Origin of the sequence: Actinomadura sp. 7K507, from assembly GCF_004348425.1 — a bacterium.
In the GTDB taxonomy this organism is placed as follows: Bacteria; Actinomycetota; Actinomycetes; order Streptosporangiales; family Streptosporangiaceae; genus Spirillospora.
Genome location: NZ_SMKK01000077.1, coordinates 1 through 17,214, shown reverse-complemented (window position 1 = coordinate 17,214; position 17,214 = coordinate 1). Strand labels below are relative to the sequence as shown.

Genomic DNA, 17,214 nt, shown 5'->3' with positions numbered 1-17,214 from the left:
GCTGCGGATTCGCCTCGGCGGGCGCGGCGGAGCGCACCTCGAACCGAGGCCCGATTATTATCTCGGGTTCCTGCGCTCTCGCCATGAGGACCTCCCCAGGGGCGAACCGACCAGATCAGTGTGGCGTCTCAGGGAGGCCGTCCGCTACCCCAATAATCCCCCTTCGAGCGGCGCATCGAACGCAAACACGTGTTCGTGGTGGGTCGCGGTGCGCGGAACGGGGCAGTCCGCGACGGCCAATACAGTTCAATCTATGACGCCGTATCCGCCCGCGCAGCGCCAGGACATCGTCGAGGACATCCACGGTCACCGGGTCGCCGATCCGTACCGGTGGCTTGAGGACGCCGGCAGCGACGAGACCAGGGAATGGCTCGCCGCGCAGGACGGGCTCTTCCACAAGGTCGCGGACGACCTGCCGGGCCGGGAGACGCTACGGCGGCGGCTCGGGGAACTGCTCGGCGCGGGCGGCGTCGGGTCCCCGGTGTGGCGGGGCGACCGGTGCTTCTTCACGCGCCGCGCCGGCGACCAGGAGCACGCGGTGCTCTACACCGTGGATCCGGACGGTTCCGAGCGCGTCCTCGTCGATCCGATGGCCCTCGACAGCGGCGGGACGACGACGCTGGACGGCTGGCAGCCCGACAAGGAGGGCCGCAGGCTGGCGTACAAGGTGTCGACCGGCGGGGACGAGGAGTCGCTGCTGCACGTCATGGACGTCGCGACGGGCGAGCGGGTGGAGGGGCCCATCGACCGGTCGCGGTACTCGTCGGTGGCGTGGCTTCCCGGCGGGGACGCCTACTACTACGTGCGGCGCCTGCCCGCGCGGGACGTCCCCGCGGGCGAGGAGCAGTACCACCGGCGGGTCTACCTGCACCGGGTCGGCACCGAGCCCGACACCCACGATGTGCTGATCTTCGGTGCGGGCATGGACAAGACCAACTACTACGGGGCCGGGGTCAGCCGGGACGGGCGCTGGCTCACGATCTCGTCGTCGCAGGGCACGGCTCCGCGCAACGACCTGTGGATCGCCGACCTGTCCGCGTCGCCGGCCGAGGCCCCTGAGCTGCGCGCCGTCCAGGAGGGGGTGGACGCGGGTACCGGCCTGCATGTGGGACGGGACGGCCGCGCCTACATCTTCACCGACCGTGACGCGCCGAGGTCCCGGCTGTGCGTCGCCGATCCGGCCGATCCGGCCTACGAGACGTGGCGGGACCTGATCCCGCAGGACCCCGAGGCCGTCCTCACCGACTTCGCGATCCTCGACGACCTGGAACGGCCCGTTCTGCTGGCCGGGTGGACGCGTCATGCGATCAGCGAGATCACCGTCCACGACCTGGAGAGCGGGGAGCGGCTCGGGTCCGTCCCGACACCCGGGCTGGGGTCGATCGGCGGGATCATCGAACGGCCCGAGGGCGGCCACGAGGCGTGGTTCGGCTACACCGACAACGTGACGCCGTCGTCGGTCATGCGCTACAACGCGCGGACGGGCGAGACGGCGCTGTGGGCGTCCGCCCCCGGGACGGTCGAGGTTCCGGAGATCGAGGCACGCCAGGTCGCCTACACCTCGCGGGACGGAACGCGGGTGCGGATGCTGGTGGCGTCCCGTCCCGGGCTCACCGGGCCGCGCCCCACGATCCTGTACGGGTACGGCGGCTTCAACATCTCGCTGACGCCGTCGTACTCGGCGAGCATCCTGGCCTGGGTGGAAGCCGGCGGGGTGTACGCGATCGCGAACCTGCGCGGCGGGTCCGAGGAGGGTGAGGAGTGGCACCGCGCGGGGATGCGCGAGCGCAAGCAGAACGTGTTCGACGACTTCCACGCCGCCGCGGAGAAGCTCATCGCGGACGGCCTGACCACGCCGTCGCAGCTCGCGATCTCCGGCGGCTCGAACGGCGGGCTGCTCGTGGGCGCGGCGCTCACCCAGCGTCCCGACCTGTACCGGGCGGTGGTGTGCTCGGCGCCGCTGCTGGACATGGCCCGGTACGAGCAGTTCGGCCTGGGCCAGACGTGGAACGACGAGTACGGGACGGCCGACGACCCCGAGGAGTTCGGCTGGCTCATCGGCTACTCCCCTTACCATCACGTCCACGTCGGCACCGCCTACCCGGCCGTGCTGTTCACGACGTTCGGCAGCGACACCCGCGTGGACCCGCTGCACGCCCGCAAACTCTGCGCCGCCCTCCAGCACGCGACCGCGTCCGACGCCCCGGTCCTGCTCCGCAACGAGGCGGAGGTCGGCCACGCCGCCCGTTCGGTGAGCCGCTCGGCCGACCTGATGGCCGACACGCTCACCTTCATGGCCGCGCAGACCGGACTCGGCCTCCCAGGCCCGGAGGCGGCCGACGGAGACGAATTGACCGATGGTCTAATAGCAGGGTGAGCGAGTCGACGGTGCGGAGTGCGTCCGCCGCGGAACGTGTGCTCGGGCTGCTCAAGGAGCCGCCCGGGGAACCGGACGTCACGGCGGGCTACCTGGATCTGCTCGGGCCGTCCACCCAGCCGTCCCCGTCCCTGGCCCAGTCGGTGATGGAGTCGGCGTTCCTGCCGCAGATCTACGAGCGCGTGTGGCGACCGGTCGGATTCAACCTGGCCAAGGGCTGGCCGATCGGCCCGGACACCGCCACCGAGCAGGCGATGACCCGCGACTGGCTCGGCCTCTCCCAGCCCGGCCGCGCCGGCCGTCCGGCCGCGACCGTCCTGGACGTGGCATGCGGACCCGGCAACGTCACCCGCGCCCTGGCCGAGGGCGTCGGACGGGACGGCCTCGTCGCCGGGCTCGACGCGTCCCGGACCATGCTCGCCCGCGCCGTGGCGGACACCGCCGCGCCCGGCCCCGGGGACGCCGGCGTCTGCTACGTCCGCGGCGACGCCGTCGACCTGCCGTTCGAGGACGCCTCGTTCGACGCCGTCTGCTGCTTCGGGGCGCTGTACCTGTTCGACGATCCGTGGACGGCCGTGGACGGCATGACCCGCGTCCTCAAACCCGGCGGCCGGCTGATCATCCTCACGTCGCGGCGGCCCCTCCCGCTGCGCACCGCCCGCCTCGGCGGCGAACTCGTCCGCCGCGCCACCGGCTACACCGTCTTCGGCGACCGCGAGGTCACCAGGGCCCTGGCCGACCGGGGCTTCACCGGCATCAGGCAGCACCGCTACCCGCTGATGCAGGTGGTAGGGGGTCGCCGCTGAACCCCTCGCTTTGCGGCGAGGGGCGATGACGCTACGCTCCCACCAGAACGCGCACGGGAACACCGTGCGACACAACGGCCCCCTCCTGGGGTTGGGAAGCCTCCAGGAGGGGGTTGGGGCGGCCTTAGCGGAGCCGCTTCTCGATGTAGATGTTGACTATGCCGCCTATGGTTTCGCGGCGGGTTTCGGTCCAGCCGAACTTGCGGTAGAGGGCCAGCGCCGGGGCCTGCAGTTCGGTGGTGTCGGCGCGGAGGACGCGGTAGCCGAACTCCTTGGCACGTTCCTCCAGGGCCTGCACGACCGCGGTGCCGTAGCCGCGGCGCTGGACGGCGGGCATGACGCGGAGGCGCACCATTTCGACGGCGTCGAGGGTCGGGTTGCCGGGCGCGTAGCCGCCGAACGCGCGGGCGCGGCCGCCGGGGACGAGGTCGGCGCGGCGCAGGCCGCCCATCGCGACGATTCCGCCGTCCAGCTCGCCGACGATGAACTCGCCGTCGTTGCGGAGATAGATGTCCTCCATGCGGAAGAAATCGTGGTCGTAGTAGACGCCGTCGCCGGGACGCAGGCCGACCTGGGCCAGGCCTTCGCGGTGCAGGGCGAGGACGATGCCGTGGTCGGCGGCGTGGTAGCGGCGCAGCCGGAGCTCTCCGAAGTTCCACACGGGGGGTTCGGCCTGGACGCGGACGAGGGTGTGGGAGGGGTGGTGGTCCTGCCAGGGGGCGCTGTCGGGCATGCCGGATCAGACCTGCTCGGCCGGTGGAACGGACGGGGACTCCTGCGTGGGGCTCGTGACCCAGGGCCCGGCGAGCGCCTCGTAGAAGTCCTTCAGCGCCGGGCTGTCACCGTGCTTGGCGGAGACGGCCGCGCCGATCTGGCGGGCCCGGTGCACGAGGATGTCGGACCGGTGGTCGGACGGCAGTTCGAGGATGGCCTCCTGCCCGGCCGCGAGCGCGGCGTCGGGGTTCCCGGCGTGGAACTTGCACATGGCCCGGTCGAGGCGTACCAGGGTGAGGTCGACGCGGTCGGTGGGCGAGTACAGGGTGAGGGCGTGGCTCAGCACCTCGTCGCCGTGCTTGTGATCACCGAGGCTGGTGAAGGTGTCGCCCTCGTAGAAGGCCATCTGACGGTCGGTGAACCCGTACACCAGGTCGCTGGTGTCGGCCTTGGAGAGCTGGTCGAAGACCGAGCGTCCGCGGACGAGGGCGCGCCTGGCGCTGGGGGCGGCGTCGCCGCGTCCCCGCATGGCGAGCATGCCGAGCGCGCGCGCCTCCACGGCGGGTGCCATGGCACCGGCGACGCCGGGGGTCCGGCCGGCGAGGTCCTGTGCCTTGCGGGCCAGGTGCAGCGCCTCGCGCGGGTCGCCGTAGTACATCGGCACCAGGGACTCGCGGACGGTCACCCAGGCGCGCAGCTGGCGGTCGCCGGTCTCGTCGGCGGCGGTGCGGGCGGTCCGGAAGAACGAGCGGGCCAGCCGGTGGTCGCCCAGGTTGATCATGATCAGCCCGGACAGCCCGGACAGCTGGGCCGCGATCCGGCACAGCCGCTCCTGCAACTCGACCGGCTGGCGCTTGTCGCACATGCGGCGCACCTCGCTGAAGTCCAGCAGGACGTCGCAGAGCATCCGGAGGGAAGGCGTCGCCTGGTACTGCCGGCCGTAGCCGTAGGTCGTCTCCTCCCACTGGTCCAGCATCGTCGGCGAGACGGTCGCGCCGACGAGCGTGTCGTCCATCTTGCGGCGCAGGTTGTCGACAGCCCCAAGGAACTGACCGTCGAGCGCCACGCCCGCTCCGGCCAGCAGCTGCAGAAGGGTCCTACGAAGCACGATGTCCTCCTCTCCCACATCAATGGTCAGGGGGCCGTCGGCGCGGTCCGGGCCCCTCATGTCGTTAACGGTGACCCAGGGACGTTCACCGGCCCTGGGGACGATCGCCCCGACGAGCGCGTCGGGGTCTTGCGCGGCGGGCCGCTCCGGCCGCGGCTGGGGGACGCTCGCGACGCCGTGACGGACCGCGTGGCCGCGGCCGCAGATGCAGGGGCTCTGGTAGTCGAGCGCGTCCGGCTCCACCCGGTAGACGGCACAGAGGTAGTGCAGGTATTCGGGGCCGGGTCGCTTGTAGCCGCTCTCGTAGGCGGACAGCAGCGTCTCCCCGAGCCGGGGCGCCGGCTTGCCGTCGACCTCGTAGAGCGCCTTGACCTGCGCCACGATGTCGGACAGTGCGACACCGTGGGCCAGGCGGTGCGCCTTGACCCGGCTGGTGCCGAACAGCGGTCCGCACTGCTCATGGATCTCCTGCGCTATGTCGCCCGGACCCTGCCCACGGGCTAAGGCGCGCGCACGGATCCGGCGAGCCACGTCCGTTTCTTTCCGAGGGGGGTCAGACATCGACTCCGGCCTCCTCCCGTCGTGCCGGGACGCCGCTCCCCGGGGGGAGAGGGCGATCGCCCCGCCACGGCGACCGGTCGCTAGATGGCCACGACAGATAATCTCTCGCGCACGCAGCGTAACCCTCGGTGCGGGGGCGGCCAAGCGATTCCGCAGAAGAAGCGCCGGTCCGGAGGCGTCTCGCACCCCGCAGGTAGAGATTCTTCCTCCAACGGGGGGAGGACTTCCTCCGAGGTAGGGGAATTCGGTACCGGGGGCGCTGCCCGGCCCTTGACCCACCCCCGTGAGAGTTGCAATTCTCGCCGCGAGTGACCGAACGGATTCACAGAGTCGATCAATGCCGGTGCTCGCTCGCGGAGCCGGCACTCTCTTACGGAGGGGGTGTGAAGGTGGTCAGCGACACACGCGTCGGCTACCTGGAGGAGCTGGAGCATGAACTCGACATGCAGGGCCTCGTCGCCCGCGTCGTCAGGACCCGCTCGGGGCCGGCGTTCCTGCGGGTGGTGAACCCGGAGGCGGCGAGCCTCGCCGAGGACGTCACGTGCGCCCCCGCGCCGGAGACCACCGACCACTACTTCTGGTGGTCCTGGGGCGAGCGCATGCACCGGGTCGACGACGTGGGCGGCGCCGCCCTCAAACTGGCGCACGTCCTTCAGCCGCTCCCTCGCGAGGTCGAGGTCCCCTAGACCGGGCGTGTTCCGCGGGGCCGCGGCCAGGACGGCGCGGCAGCCGCGGACCCGCGGGACACGTCCGCCGGATCAGCCCCTCCCCGGCCCAAGCCGTGACACTTCGGCGGCGGTCGTACGAACCGATCGGAACCGTCCCCTACGATCGGGCTCGTACCCGCCGCGGATCCACGGCGAGGTGTCAAGGCACCTGAACGTTTCCCGGCCGGCCTGGCAGGCAGGCCGTCCCCCGGTGCACACCACCGGGGATGAAGAACGTTCACAACGGCCGGGGAGGGTCTGCCGGATGTCACTCGCCGTCGCATCGCTGCTGCCCTGGGGCCAGGACGGCTCCCCCGAGGCCGCGTGCCGCGACCAGACGCCCTCCGCCTCGTGCCGGCTCGTCTGGAACATCTCGCACAACAACGACTTCACCCGGTTCTACGCGACCTGGCTGGACGGCCCCCTCACCACCCTGCTCCTGGTCATCGTCACGCTCGTGATCGCGCTGATCGTGAAGAACATCGCGCACCGCATGATCACCAGAGTCACGCTGCGGATGGCCGAGGGGACGATGTCGGAGCGGGTCAGGGAGCGCTCCCGGACGGTCTTCGAGGGCAGCCCGGCCCTGCTCAACAAGCGGCGGGCACAGCGCGCCCAGACGCTCGGCTCGGTGCTGCGCTCCATCGCGTCCGTCCTCATCATGGGGACGGCCCTGTTCAGCGTCCTCGGCTCCCTCGGCCTCAACCTCGCCCCCATCCTGGCCAGCGCGAGCGTCATCGGCGTCGCGGTCGGCTTCGGCGCGCAGAACATCGTCAAGGACCTCCTCGCCGGGCTGTTCATGCTGCTTGAGGACCAGTACGGCGTCGGCGACTTCATCGACGTCGGCACCGCCAAGGGGACGGTCGAGGCCGTCACGCTGCGGGTCACCCGGATGCGGGACGTGGACGGGGTCGTCTGGTACGTCCCGAACGGCGAGATCAAGAAGGTCGGGAACGAGTCGCAGAACTGGGGCCGCGCCGTCCTGGACATCCCCGTCGACATCCAGGAGAACACCGAGCGGGTCAAGGAGATCCTGCAGGACACCGCCGACGAGATGGCCGCCGACGGGCCGTGGAACGACATCGTCCTGGAGGCGCCGTCGGTGTGGGGCGTGCAGGCGCTCGCCGGGGACGCGCTGGTCATCCGCGTCGTACTGAAGACGGCCCCGGGCAGGCAGGGCGACGTCGCCCGCGAGCTGCGCGAGCGGGTCAAGCGGGCGTTCGACGAGGCGGGCGTCACGGTCGCCACTCCCGGGCCCTAGCCGATCAAGATCGGCGACCGGGGCCGGAACGGCGCGGGTCTCGCATAGGGTGGGGAGCGCTATGGCTGAAAAGGTGACCTTCTACGAGGCGGTCGGCGGTGAGGAGACCTTCCACCGGCTGGTGCACCGCTTCTACCAGGGTGTCGCGGAAGACCCCGACCTCCGTGCTCTCTATCCCGAGGAGGATCTCGGACCCGCCGAGGAGAGGCTGCGGCTGTTCCTGATCCAGTACTGGGGCGGCCCGAACACCTACAGCCAGCGGCGGGGGCACCCCCGGCTGCGGATGAGGCACGTGCCGTTCGTGATCGGCGAGGCCGAGCGAGACGCCTGGCTGCGGCACATGCGGGTCGCGGTGGAGGAGCTGGGGCTTCCCGAGCAGCTGGAGGAACAGCTGTGGGGCTACTTCACGATGGCCGCGCAAAGTCTGGTGAACGCGCAGACATAAGCGGGTAGATCGGCCTGTATGACGCTGACCCCCTGGTGGCGCAATGCCGTCGTGTACGAGGTTTATGTCCGCAGCTTCGCCGACTCCGACGGGAACGGTGAGGGAGACCTCCAGGGGATCCGATCTCGCCTGGCCCACCTGCGCGACCTCGGCGTGGACGCGCTCTGGCTCACCCCCTTCTACACCTCCCCGCTGGCCGACGGCGGCTACGACGTGGCCGACTACCGCGACGTCGACCCCCGGTTCGGCGACCTGGACGACTTCGACGCCCTGGTCGCGGACGTCCACGCGCACGGCCTGCGGCTGATCGTCGACATCGTCCCCAACCACTCGTCGGACCGGCATCCCTGGTTCCAGGAGGCGCTCGCCGCCCCGCCCGGCTCCCCCGCCCGTTCCCGCTACATCTTCCGCGCCGGAAGGCCGGGGGAACAGCCCGGCGAGGAGCAGCCCCCCAACGACTGGCCGTCCGCGTTCGGCGGGCCGGCGTGGACGCGGGCGGACGGCGGCGAGTGGTATTTGCACCTGTACGCGCGCGAGCAGCCGGACTTCAACTGGCGCAACCCGGAGGTGCAGCGCGAGTTCGAGGACATCCTGCGGTTCTGGCTGGACCGCGGCGTGGACGGTTTCCGCATCGACGTGGCCGCGGGCCTGTTCAAGGACGCGTCGTTCCGCGACCTCGGCGGGAAGGACCGGCGCGTGTTGGACGGCCCCATCTACAGCCGTCCCGAAGTCCACGAGGTGTACCGGCGGTGGCGGCGGATCCTCGACGAGTACGACGGCGACCGTATGGCCATAGGCGAGGTGTGGACGGACGGACCCGAAGACCTCGCGCTCTACCTGCGTCCAGACGAGCTCCACCAGGTTTTCCAGTTCGACCTGCAACTCGCCTCGTGGTCGGCAACCGCGTTTCGTGATGTGGCGACGGCCGCGATGAAGGCCGTCGCACCCACCGGGGCCGCGCCCACTTGGGTGCTGTCCAGTCACGACTCCGTCCGGCACGTCACCCGGTACGAACGGCCGGGGAGCGTCCCCGGCATCGGATACGCGAGGGCCAAGGCGGCACTGCTGATGCTCTTGGCGCTTCCAGGGTCGGCGTACCTCTACCAGGGGGAGGAACTCGGCCTCCCCGAGGTGCTGGACCTGCCCGACGAGGCCAGGCAGGACCCCATCTTCGAGCGAACGAACGGGCGGTTGGCGGGACGCGACGGCTGCCGGGTCCCGCTGCCCTGGTCGGGCACGGCGGAGCCGTACGGGTTCTCGCCCGACGGCATCCGTCCGTGGCTGCCGATGCCGCCGGACTGGGCGTCCAGCACCGCCGAGGCGCAGGCGTCCGACCCGTCCTCCATTCTGGCGTTCTACCGCGAGGCGCTGGCGCTCCGCCGCCGGATGCTGGACGACCTGCCGGACGACGTGGAGTGGCTCGACTCCCCCGAGACGGCCGTCTTCTTCAGGCGGGGCCCGCTCACCTGCGCCCTCAACTGCGGCGAGAACCCGGTACGGCTCCCACCGGGCAGCCCGCTCCTGACCAGCACCCCCCTCTACGGCGAACTACTCCCCGGAAATGCCGCGTGCCTATTGCAGTCCGAGCTGCACTGAGAGCAGTCCCGGCCACGGCACTCGCCTAGCGGCTCGTGCCGTGACCGGGACTGGGACTGGGACTGGGACTGGGCGGGCCTGGGCTGCGCCGCAGCCGTACGACGGGACCCAGCTACAGGGGTGGGCGCTGGAGTTGGAGGGGGTCGTCGGCGCGGGGGGTGGACTTGAGGGTCTGGGCGCCGGGGTCGACGTCCGCCCAGCGCTTGAGGTCGGCGATCGCCTCGGCCTGCTGCTCGGCGGGCAGCTTCGTGATGAGGCGGCCGCTGTGGTTCATGCCCGGGGCGACGTAGACGGCCGAGTCGCGGCTGCCGTGCCCGAGGCGGAACGGCTTGGAGCCCCACGGGTCGTTCTCCCCGTACACGAACATCATCTGGCTCGCGTTACCGCGCACCCAGCGGTCGATGTCGCGCATGGCGCGGCCGTGGTCGAACCGCATCGGGATGTCGCGCGGGACGTAGGTGCGCGGGTGGTAGCTGTCCTCGTGCCGCAGCAGCTTGCGCATGTGCTTGAACTTCGGTGAGGGCCAGCCGAGCTGCGTGCCCGCCTGGTAGTAGTACGGGACGTACGGCTCCAGCCCCTGGTCGGTGTAGAAGGAGAGCCCGGCGATGCCGTCGAGGGACTCGTAGAGTTCGTCGTCGGAGGCGTCCAGCGGCGGGAGGTCCGCGCAGTCGGACTGCAGGCTGTACTGCCAGAACCCCCACTCGTAGTCCATCACCGAGTTCTCGAACGCCCGGTCCGGGGTGCGCAGGATGTCGAACGTCCAGCCGTTCTCTTCGGCGGCGGCCGTGAAGCGCTTGAGCATCGCGGGGCGCCGCTTGAGGAACTCGCGGGCGAGCCCCTGGAGCCGGGCGCGGCACTCTGGGTCGGTGCCGACCGTGTCGAAGAACTCATCGTAGGCGCGGTCGTCGTTGTTGCGGTAGTCGTTCGGCGCCACGTAGACGACGCTGCCGTCGACGTCACGCGGGTAGAAGCGCTTGTGGTAGACGGCGGTCATGCCGCCCTTGCTGCCGCCCGTCGAGATCCACTTGCCGCCGTAGATGGTCTTGAGCGCGCGGATGATCCGGTGCTCGTCGGTGGCGGCCTGCCAGATCGTGTCCTTGGTCCAGTCCGTCGGGACGGGGCGGGACGGGGTGAAGTAGCGGTACTCGACCGAGATCTGGTTGCCGTCGACCAGCGCGGTCGGCTCGGAGGTGAACATGACCTCCGGCGTGTCGTAGCCGCTGGTGTAGAGGACCATCGGCCCGTCCGTGGACTTGTGCTGCAGCATGATCCGCTGCTCGAACCACTGCCCCCCGGGGTTGCGGTGGTCGACCGGCTGCCTGTACTCCAGCCAGAACCAGCGGTAGCCCGGCAACGTCGAGGTCTTCTCCGTCACCTGCATTCCGGGGATCGCCTTGAGCCGGTCGAAGATGTCGGCCGCCTTGGCCGTGCCCGCCTGCTGTGTGCCTGCCTGGAGGGTGACCGCCTGCGCCGCCGTGGCGCCGGCTCCGGTCAGTCCCGCGGCGAGCAGCAGTGCCATCGCTCCTTGTGAGACGCGCCGCATTGTGCCCCTTTCACGTGGGTTCTCCACAATCGCGTCGAGACACTAGAGGAGAAGTGGGCCGAAAACGGATTCCTGTGTTGCTTGTTATCCATCCGTGACGGCCGCGGAACTCAGGCGGGCGGGGTCAGCGCTATCCCGTCGTCCCAGGGGGCCAGGCGCTCGAAGAGCCGCTCGTCGTGCCAGCGTCCGTCCAGGTGGATGTGCCGGCGGGCCGTGCCCACCGCCGTGAACCCGTTGCGCTCCAGGACACGCTGGGACGAAATGTTGTCCACCCTCGTGAACGCCTCCACGCGATGGAGGCGGAGGGCACTGAAGGCCACGTCCAGGGCCTGCCGCAGCGCCTCGGTCGCGACACCGCGGCCGGCGTGCGCACGCGCCACCCAGTAACCGACGAAGCAGCTCTGCAAGGGACCGCGCAGGACGTTGTTGAGCGTGATCCGTCCGGCTATCTCACCGTCGACCAGAATGACGCCCGGCCACATCTCCTCCGTGGCGTACGCCCCGACCAGGTCATGCAGATTGTCGAGCTGGCCTTCAACGGTGAAGTACGAGTCGTCGCGCTCCGGCTCCCAGGGCCGCAGATACTCGCGGTTCGCCCCGTAGAGCGCGGCGAGCTCCTCCGCGTCCGCCATCTGCACGACCCGCAGCCGCACCCCCGGCTGGAGACGGTCGAGCGTGACGGGCTGCCCGGCGAGCGCCGTCATGACGCGGGCGCCACGTAGCGGCCGATGAATTCACGCTCCTCCGGCGTGAAGCGGCGCAGCCGGTTCGTCTCCACGTCGAACGCGACGAGGGTCGAGACCGCCTCGGCGTAGACGTGCTCGTCGTCGCGCACCTCGTAGGCCAGCTTGAACGAGGCCGCGCGGGCCTCGGTCACCCACGTCTCCACCCGGATCGGGTACACGGTCGGCAGCAGCGGCGTCCGGTAGTCGATCTCGTGCCGCGAGATCACCATGCCGCGGACGGGCTTCTCCCCCTTGCGGACAGGGTCGCCGTGGAACATCTCCAGCCGGGCGTCCTCCAGGTAGCCGAGGAACTTCACGTTGTTCACGTGGCCCTGGGAGTCGATGTCGCCGAACCGGATGTTGAACTCGTAGATATGCCGGTACTCGGCCTCGGGCATGTCGGTCTGCTGCATGTCCTCGCCTGGGGTACGGGAAACCGGGGTCCGGTCGATGCTACCCGCAGAGTCATCGGCGGCGGCCTTCCGCCCCGGCCGCCGCACCCGGCCTGCCTCAGCCGCGGACGAGGCAGGGGCGCTTCGGGTCGAACGTCCAGCCGGGGACCAGGTACTCCATCGCGGCCGCGTCATCACGGTCGCCCAGCCCGTGCTCGACGTACAGCCGGTGCGCGGCCTCGATCCGCTCCTCGTCGATGTCGACGCCGAGGCCCGGCGCCTCCGGGAGCGCGATCCGCCCGTCCACGATGCGCAGGGGGTCCCTGGTGAGGCGCTGGCCGTCCTGCCAGATCCAGTGCGTGTCGATCGCGGTGATCTCGCCGGGCGCGGCGGCGGCGACGTGCGTGAACATCGCCAGCGACACGTCGAAGTGGTTGTTGGAGTGCGAGCCCCAGGTCAGCCCCCACGCCTGGCACAGCTGCGCCACCCGAACCGAGCCGCGCATCGTCCAGAAGTGCGGGTCGGCGAGCGGGATGTCCACCGCGTCCAGCCGGATCGCGTGGCCGAGTTCCCGCCAGTCGACGGCGATCATGTTGGTGGCGGTGCGCAGGCCGGTGGCGCGGCGGAACTCCGCCATCGTCTCGCGTCCCGAGTAGCCGAGTTCGGCGCCGCACGGATCCTCCGCGTAGGCGAGGACGTCCTTGATCGCGTTGCCCAGCCGGACGGCCTCGTCCAGCGACCAAGCGCCGTTCGGGTCGAGGTTGATCCGGGCGCCGGGGAACCGCTCGGCCAGCGCCCGCACCGCCTCTGCCTCCTCGTCGCCTCGGAGCACGCCGCCCTTGAGCTTGAAGTCGGCGAACCCGTACCGCTCCTGCGCCGCCTCCGCCTGCCGGACGATCGCGTCCGGCGTCATGGTCTCCTCGTGCCGGACGCGAAGCCAGCCGTCCGCTCCCTCTGGCGGCGCCTCGTACGGAAGGCCGGTCTTGCGGCGATCGCCGATGTAGAACAGGTAGCCGAGCATCGGGATCGCCGCCCGCTGGACGCCGTCGCCGAGCAGCGCGGCCACGGGGACGCCGAGGAACCGCCCCATCAGGTCCAGCAGCGCCGACTCGATCGCGGTCAACGCGTGGACGGTGACCCTGGTGTCGTGCGTCAGGCTTCCGCGTCCGCCGGCGTCCAGGTGGCCGAACGCCGCGCGGACGGTGTTCAGGATCTCGTCGGACCGTCCGATGGGCCTGCCGACGATCAGGTCACGCGCGTCCTCCAGCGTGCGCCGGATCCCCTCGCCGCCCGGGACCTCGCCGGCACCGGTCCCGCCGGCGGAGTCGGTGAGCAGCAGCAGGTTCCGTGTGAAGAACGGGCCGTGCGCCCCGCCCAGGTTGAGCAGCATGCTGTCGCGCCCCGCGACGGGGACGACGCGCATCACGGTGACGACCGGGGTGCTCATCGCCGGGCCCCCTGGTAGGCGACCGGCCGCTGGAACCGCTCGATGGCGAGGCTGCCGACCGATGTCGTCCGCGCGTCGGACGTCGCCGGGAACGGCCCGCCGTGGACCATCGCATGTCCCACTCTCACCCCGGTGGGCCAGCCGTCCCACACGATCCGCCCGGCCAGGCGCTCCAGGACGGGCAGCAGCCGCGCCGCCGCCTCCCTGTCGCCGGGGCCGGCGTGGATCGTCGCGGTCAGCTGCCCCTCCAGGCCGCGGGCCAGCCCCGCGACCTGGGCGAGGTCCTCGCAGCGGACGACCAGCGAGCACGCGCCGAAGATCTCTTCCTGGAGGCCTGGGCCGAAGTGCCCGGCGTCCACGGCGGCGAGCGCGGCCGCACCCCCCACCGCCGCGTCGGGCTCCCGGCCGCGCGCGAGGATCTCCACGTCCGGGTGCCGTTCGAGCCGCACGACGCCCTCGGCGTAGGCGCGTGCGATGCCGGGGGTGAGCATGGGCGCGCCGGGATCGGCGGCGATCGCCTTGGCGGCCGCGTCCAGGAACGCGTCCAGCTCCGGGCCCCTGACCGCGAAGACCAGCCCCGGGTTCGTGCAGAACTGGCCCGCCCCGAGCGTCACCGAGCCGGCGAACGCGCCGGCCAGTTCGCTCCCGCCCGCCGCCACGGCCTCCGGCAGCAGGAAGACCGGGTTGACGCTGCTCATCTCCGCGTACACCGGGATCGGCCGCGGCCGGTTCGCCGCCGCCTTCGCGATCGCCAGCCCCGCCGCCCGCGACCCGGTGAACCCCACACCCTGGACGCGCGGGTCGGTGACGAGCGCGATGCCGAGCGTCGGACCGTCCCCGTAGAGCATCGAGAACACGCCCTCGGGGAGCCCCGCCTCCCGGACGGCCTCCGACACCGCCCGCCCGACGAGTTCGCACGTCCCCGGGTGGGCGTCGTGCGCCTTCACGATCACCGGGCAGCCGGCCGCCAGCGCCGACGCCGTGTCCCCGCCGGCCACCGAGAACGCCAGCGGGAAGTTGCTCGCCCCGAACACCGCCACCGGCCCGAGCGGCACCCTGCCCTGCCTGATCTCCGGCCCGCCGTCATCGGCCGGGTCGACGCTCACGAACGGCCCGCCGCCCGCACGCAGGTCACCCGCGAAAAGGCGAAGCTGGCCGGTCGTACGGGCGACCTCGCCGGTCACGCGGGGCACGGGAAGTCCGGTCTCGGACGTGACACGGCCGACGAGATCGTCGGTGAGACCGTCCAGCTTCCCGGCGATCGCCTCGAGGAACGCGGCCCGCCGCTCGGGGGTGGTCGCGCGGTAGGCGTCGAACGCCTCGTCGGCCAGAGCGCAGGCGCGCTCCACCTCGGCCTCGCCGCCGTAGCGGTACTCGGGCCCGAGACGTTCACCGGTACGGGGATCGATGGCCGTGACCGCCGCACCCGTCCCGGCGACGCGCTCAAAGCCGATCATCATGTGCCCGCTGAGCTGCGCCATCGTCGGCCCTCCTCGGTTCCGGCGGCTGGGTCAATCCGGACGATAGGAGACACGATCGATACCTGTCCAACACGAAATGCGCATCAATCAATGCGCGCCGTGTATCACTGACCGCGTCCCCGACCCGGCACACGGGAGACAGGCGTGCTCAGCACAGGGTCCGCCCCGGGCACGGACGGCCAGGTGGCGTGCCGCCCCGCGCACGGTCAGCGGGTGCCCTTGGAAAGCGGAAGGCCGCGCGGTCACTGATGATCGCGCGGCCGTCCGGGTGCCGTTCAGGTCAGCGGGTGAGCTTGCGGTGCGTCACCCGGTGCGGGCGGGCGGCCTCCGCACCCAGCCGCTCGATCTTGTTCTTCTCGTAGTCGGCGAAGTTGCCCTCGAACCAGAACCAGTTCGAGCCTTCCTCCCACGCGAGGATGTGCGTGGCGATGCGGTCCAGGAACCACCGGTCGTGCGACGTGATCACGGCGCAGCCGGGGAACTCCAGGAGGGCGTTCTCCAGGCTGGACAGGGTATCGGTGTCCAGGTCGTTGGTCGGCTCGTCCAGCAGCAGAACGTTGCCGCCCATCTTGAGCGTCAGCGCCAGGTTGAGGCGGTTGCGCTCCCCACCGGACAGGACGCCCGCCGGCTTCTGCTGGTCCGGGCCCTTGAACCCGAACGCCGCGACATAGGCGCGGGACGGCATCTCGACCTGACCGACCTTGATGTGGTCGAGACCGTCGGACACGACCTGCCACACCGTCTTCTTCGCGTCGATGCCGCCACGGCCCTGGTCGACGTAGGAGACCTTGACCGTCTCGCCGACCCGCAGCTTGCCCGAGTCCGGCTGCTCCTCACCGATGACCATGCGGAACAGCGTGGTCTTGCCGACGCCGTTCGGGCCGATGACACCGACGATGCCGTTCGGGGGCAGGTTGAACGACAGGTTGTCCATCAGGACCCGGTCGCCGAAGCCCTTCGTCAGGTTCTCGGCGACGATCACCGTGTTGCCCAGCCGGGGACCCGGCGGGATCTGGATCTCCTCGAAGTCCAGCTTGCGGTACTTGTCGGCCTCGGCAGCCATCTCCTCGTACCGCTCCAGGCGCGCCTTGCTCTTGGTCTGCCGCGCCTTCGGGTTCGACCGGACCCACTCCAGCTCGTCCTCAAGGCGCTTCTTGCGCTTGGCGTCCTTGTTGCCCTCGACCTTGAGCCGGTCGGCCTTCTTCTCCAGATAGACGGAGTAGTTGCCCTCGTACGGATAGCAGCGGCCCCGGTCCAGCTCCAGGATCCAGGTGGCGACGTTGTCGAGGAAGTACCGGTCGTGGGTGACGGCCAGGACGGTGCCCTCGTACTTGGCGAGGAACTGCTCCAGCCACTGCACGCTCTCCGCGTCCAGGTGGTTGGTGGGCTCGTCCAGCAGCAGCAGGTCAGGCGCCTCGAGCAGAAGCTTGCACAACGCGACGCGGCGTCGCTCACCACCGGACAGAGTCGCCACCTCGGCGTCTCCGGGCGGGCAGCGCAGCGCGTCCATCGCCTGCTCGAGCTGGCTGTCGAGATCCCACGCGTTGCGGTGGTCGAGCTGCTCCTGGAGCTTGCCCATCTCCTCCATCAGCTCGTCGGAGTAGTCCGTCGCCATCTTCTCGGCGATCTCGTTGAACCGGTCGACCATCGCCTTGGTCTCGGCGACGCCCTCCTGCACGTTGCCGAGGACGGTCTTCTCCTCGTTCAGCGGAGGCTCCTGCTGGAGCATGCCGACGGTGAACCCGGGCATGAGACGCGCATCGCCGTTGGAAGGCTGCTCCAGACCGGCCATCATGCGCAGCAGCGTCGACTTACCGGTGCCGTTCGGCCCCAGAACCCCGATCTTGGCACCCGGAAGGAAATGCAGGGTGACGTCGTCCAGGACAACCTTGTCGCCATGTGCTTTACGCACACGCTGCATCGTGTAGATGTACTCGGCCATGCCATCAAGCCTAGAGGGTTCCAAAGACCGCTTCGTCGCCCCTGAACGCCCCTTGCTCTTTGGCGGAGGGCGCGGTGGGGTTGAGCGGAGGGCGCGGTGGGGTTAGGCG

Annotated in this window: 14 protein-coding genes; 6 read left to right on the top strand and 8 right to left on the bottom strand. The window is 70.7% G+C overall.

The features are described from left to right. Positions 1-253 precede the first annotated feature (253 nt). Positions 254-2,377, top strand: a complete 2,124-nt coding sequence (locus E1285_RS18935) for a prolyl oligopeptidase family serine peptidase (protein WP_132153846.1) — start codon at positions 254-256, stop codon at positions 2,375-2,377. After that, on the top strand, positions 2,374-3,183 hold the full coding sequence (locus E1285_RS18930) for a methyltransferase domain-containing protein (protein ID WP_243722897.1): 810 nt from the start codon (positions 2,374-2,376) through the stop codon (positions 3,181-3,183). Before E1285_RS18935 ends, E1285_RS18930 begins: the two co-directional genes overlap by 4 nt. 124 nt (positions 3,184-3,307) lie before the next feature. Here the strand turns inward: E1285_RS18930 and E1285_RS18925 are convergent, their stop codons facing one another. Both E1285_RS18925 and E1285_RS18920 read right to left on the bottom strand, forming a co-directional pair. Further along, on the bottom strand, positions 3,308-3,916 hold the full coding sequence (locus tag E1285_RS18925) for a GNAT family N-acetyltransferase (RefSeq protein ID WP_132153844.1): 609 nt from the start codon (positions 3,914-3,916) through the stop codon (positions 3,308-3,310). A gap of 6 nt (positions 3,917-3,922) precedes the next feature. Beyond that, complete coding sequence (locus E1285_RS18920) at positions 3,923-5,536, bottom strand: XRE family transcriptional regulator (RefSeq protein ID WP_243722896.1); 1,614 nt, start codon at positions 5,534-5,536, stop codon at positions 3,923-3,925. 413 nt (positions 5,537-5,949) lie between these two features. Here E1285_RS18920 and E1285_RS18915 point away from each other — a divergent pair, with 413 nt between their 5' ends. The 4 genes from E1285_RS18915 to E1285_RS18900 all read left to right on the top strand — a co-directional run bounded on the left by E1285_RS18915 (position 5,950) and on the right by E1285_RS18900 (position 9,575). Continuing rightward, the gene (locus tag E1285_RS18915) at positions 5,950-6,252 is read left to right on the top strand and encodes a hypothetical protein (protein ID WP_243722895.1); all 303 of its coding nucleotides are present in this window, start codon (positions 5,950-5,952) and stop codon (positions 6,250-6,252) included. A 286-nt stretch (positions 6,253-6,538) separates the two neighbouring features. Beyond that, positions 6,539-7,534, top strand: a complete 996-nt coding sequence (locus tag E1285_RS18910; RefSeq protein WP_132153842.1) for a mechanosensitive ion channel family protein — start codon at positions 6,539-6,541, stop codon at positions 7,532-7,534. A 61-nt stretch (positions 7,535-7,595) separates the two neighbouring features. Then, entirely contained in the window at positions 7,596-7,979 is a 384-nt protein-coding gene (locus E1285_RS18905; protein ID WP_132153840.1) for a globin, read from the top strand. Positions 7,980-7,997: 18 nt separating this feature from the next. Continuing rightward, complete coding sequence (locus E1285_RS18900; protein WP_132153838.1) at positions 7,998-9,575, top strand: glycoside hydrolase family 13 protein; 1,578 nt, start codon at positions 7,998-8,000, stop codon at positions 9,573-9,575. A gap of 112 nt (positions 9,576-9,687) precedes the next feature. Here E1285_RS18900 and E1285_RS18895 read toward each other — a convergent pair whose 3' ends face one another. From E1285_RS18895 to ettA, 6 genes are all read right to left on the bottom strand, one after another. Further along, positions 9,688-11,094 carry a S28 family serine protease gene (locus E1285_RS18895; protein ID WP_243722894.1) on the bottom strand — a complete coding sequence of 469 codons (1,407 nt, stop codon included), beginning with the start codon at positions 11,092-11,094 and terminating at the stop codon, positions 9,688-9,690. Between the two features lie 134 nt (positions 11,095-11,228). Further along, positions 11,229-11,822 carry a GNAT family protein gene (locus tag E1285_RS18890; protein ID WP_132153834.1) on the bottom strand — a complete coding sequence of 198 codons (594 nt, stop codon included), beginning with the start codon at positions 11,820-11,822 and terminating at the stop codon, positions 11,229-11,231. After that, positions 11,819-12,256, bottom strand: a complete 438-nt coding sequence (locus tag E1285_RS18885) for a thioesterase family protein (protein ID WP_132153831.1) — start codon at positions 12,254-12,256, stop codon at positions 11,819-11,821. Before E1285_RS18885 ends, E1285_RS18890 begins: the two co-directional genes overlap by 4 nt. 97 nt (positions 12,257-12,353) lie before the next feature. Continuing rightward, on the bottom strand, positions 12,354-13,682 hold the full coding sequence (locus E1285_RS18880) for an enolase C-terminal domain-like protein (protein WP_132153829.1): 1,329 nt from the start codon (positions 13,680-13,682) through the stop codon (positions 12,354-12,356). After that, positions 13,679-15,163 (bottom strand): aldehyde dehydrogenase (NADP(+)), encoded by a 1,485-nt coding sequence (locus tag E1285_RS18875; protein ID WP_132153827.1) that lies wholly within the window; start codon positions 15,161-15,163, stop codon positions 13,679-13,681. The genes E1285_RS18880 and E1285_RS18875 overlap by 4 nt, the downstream gene beginning before the upstream one ends. 280 nt (positions 15,164-15,443) lie before the next feature. Beyond that, positions 15,444-17,105 carry an energy-dependent translational throttle protein EttA gene (ettA, locus tag E1285_RS18870; RefSeq protein ID WP_132153825.1) on the bottom strand — a complete coding sequence of 554 codons (1,662 nt, stop codon included), beginning with the start codon at positions 17,103-17,105 and terminating at the stop codon, positions 15,444-15,446. Positions 17,106-17,214 lie beyond the last annotated feature (109 nt).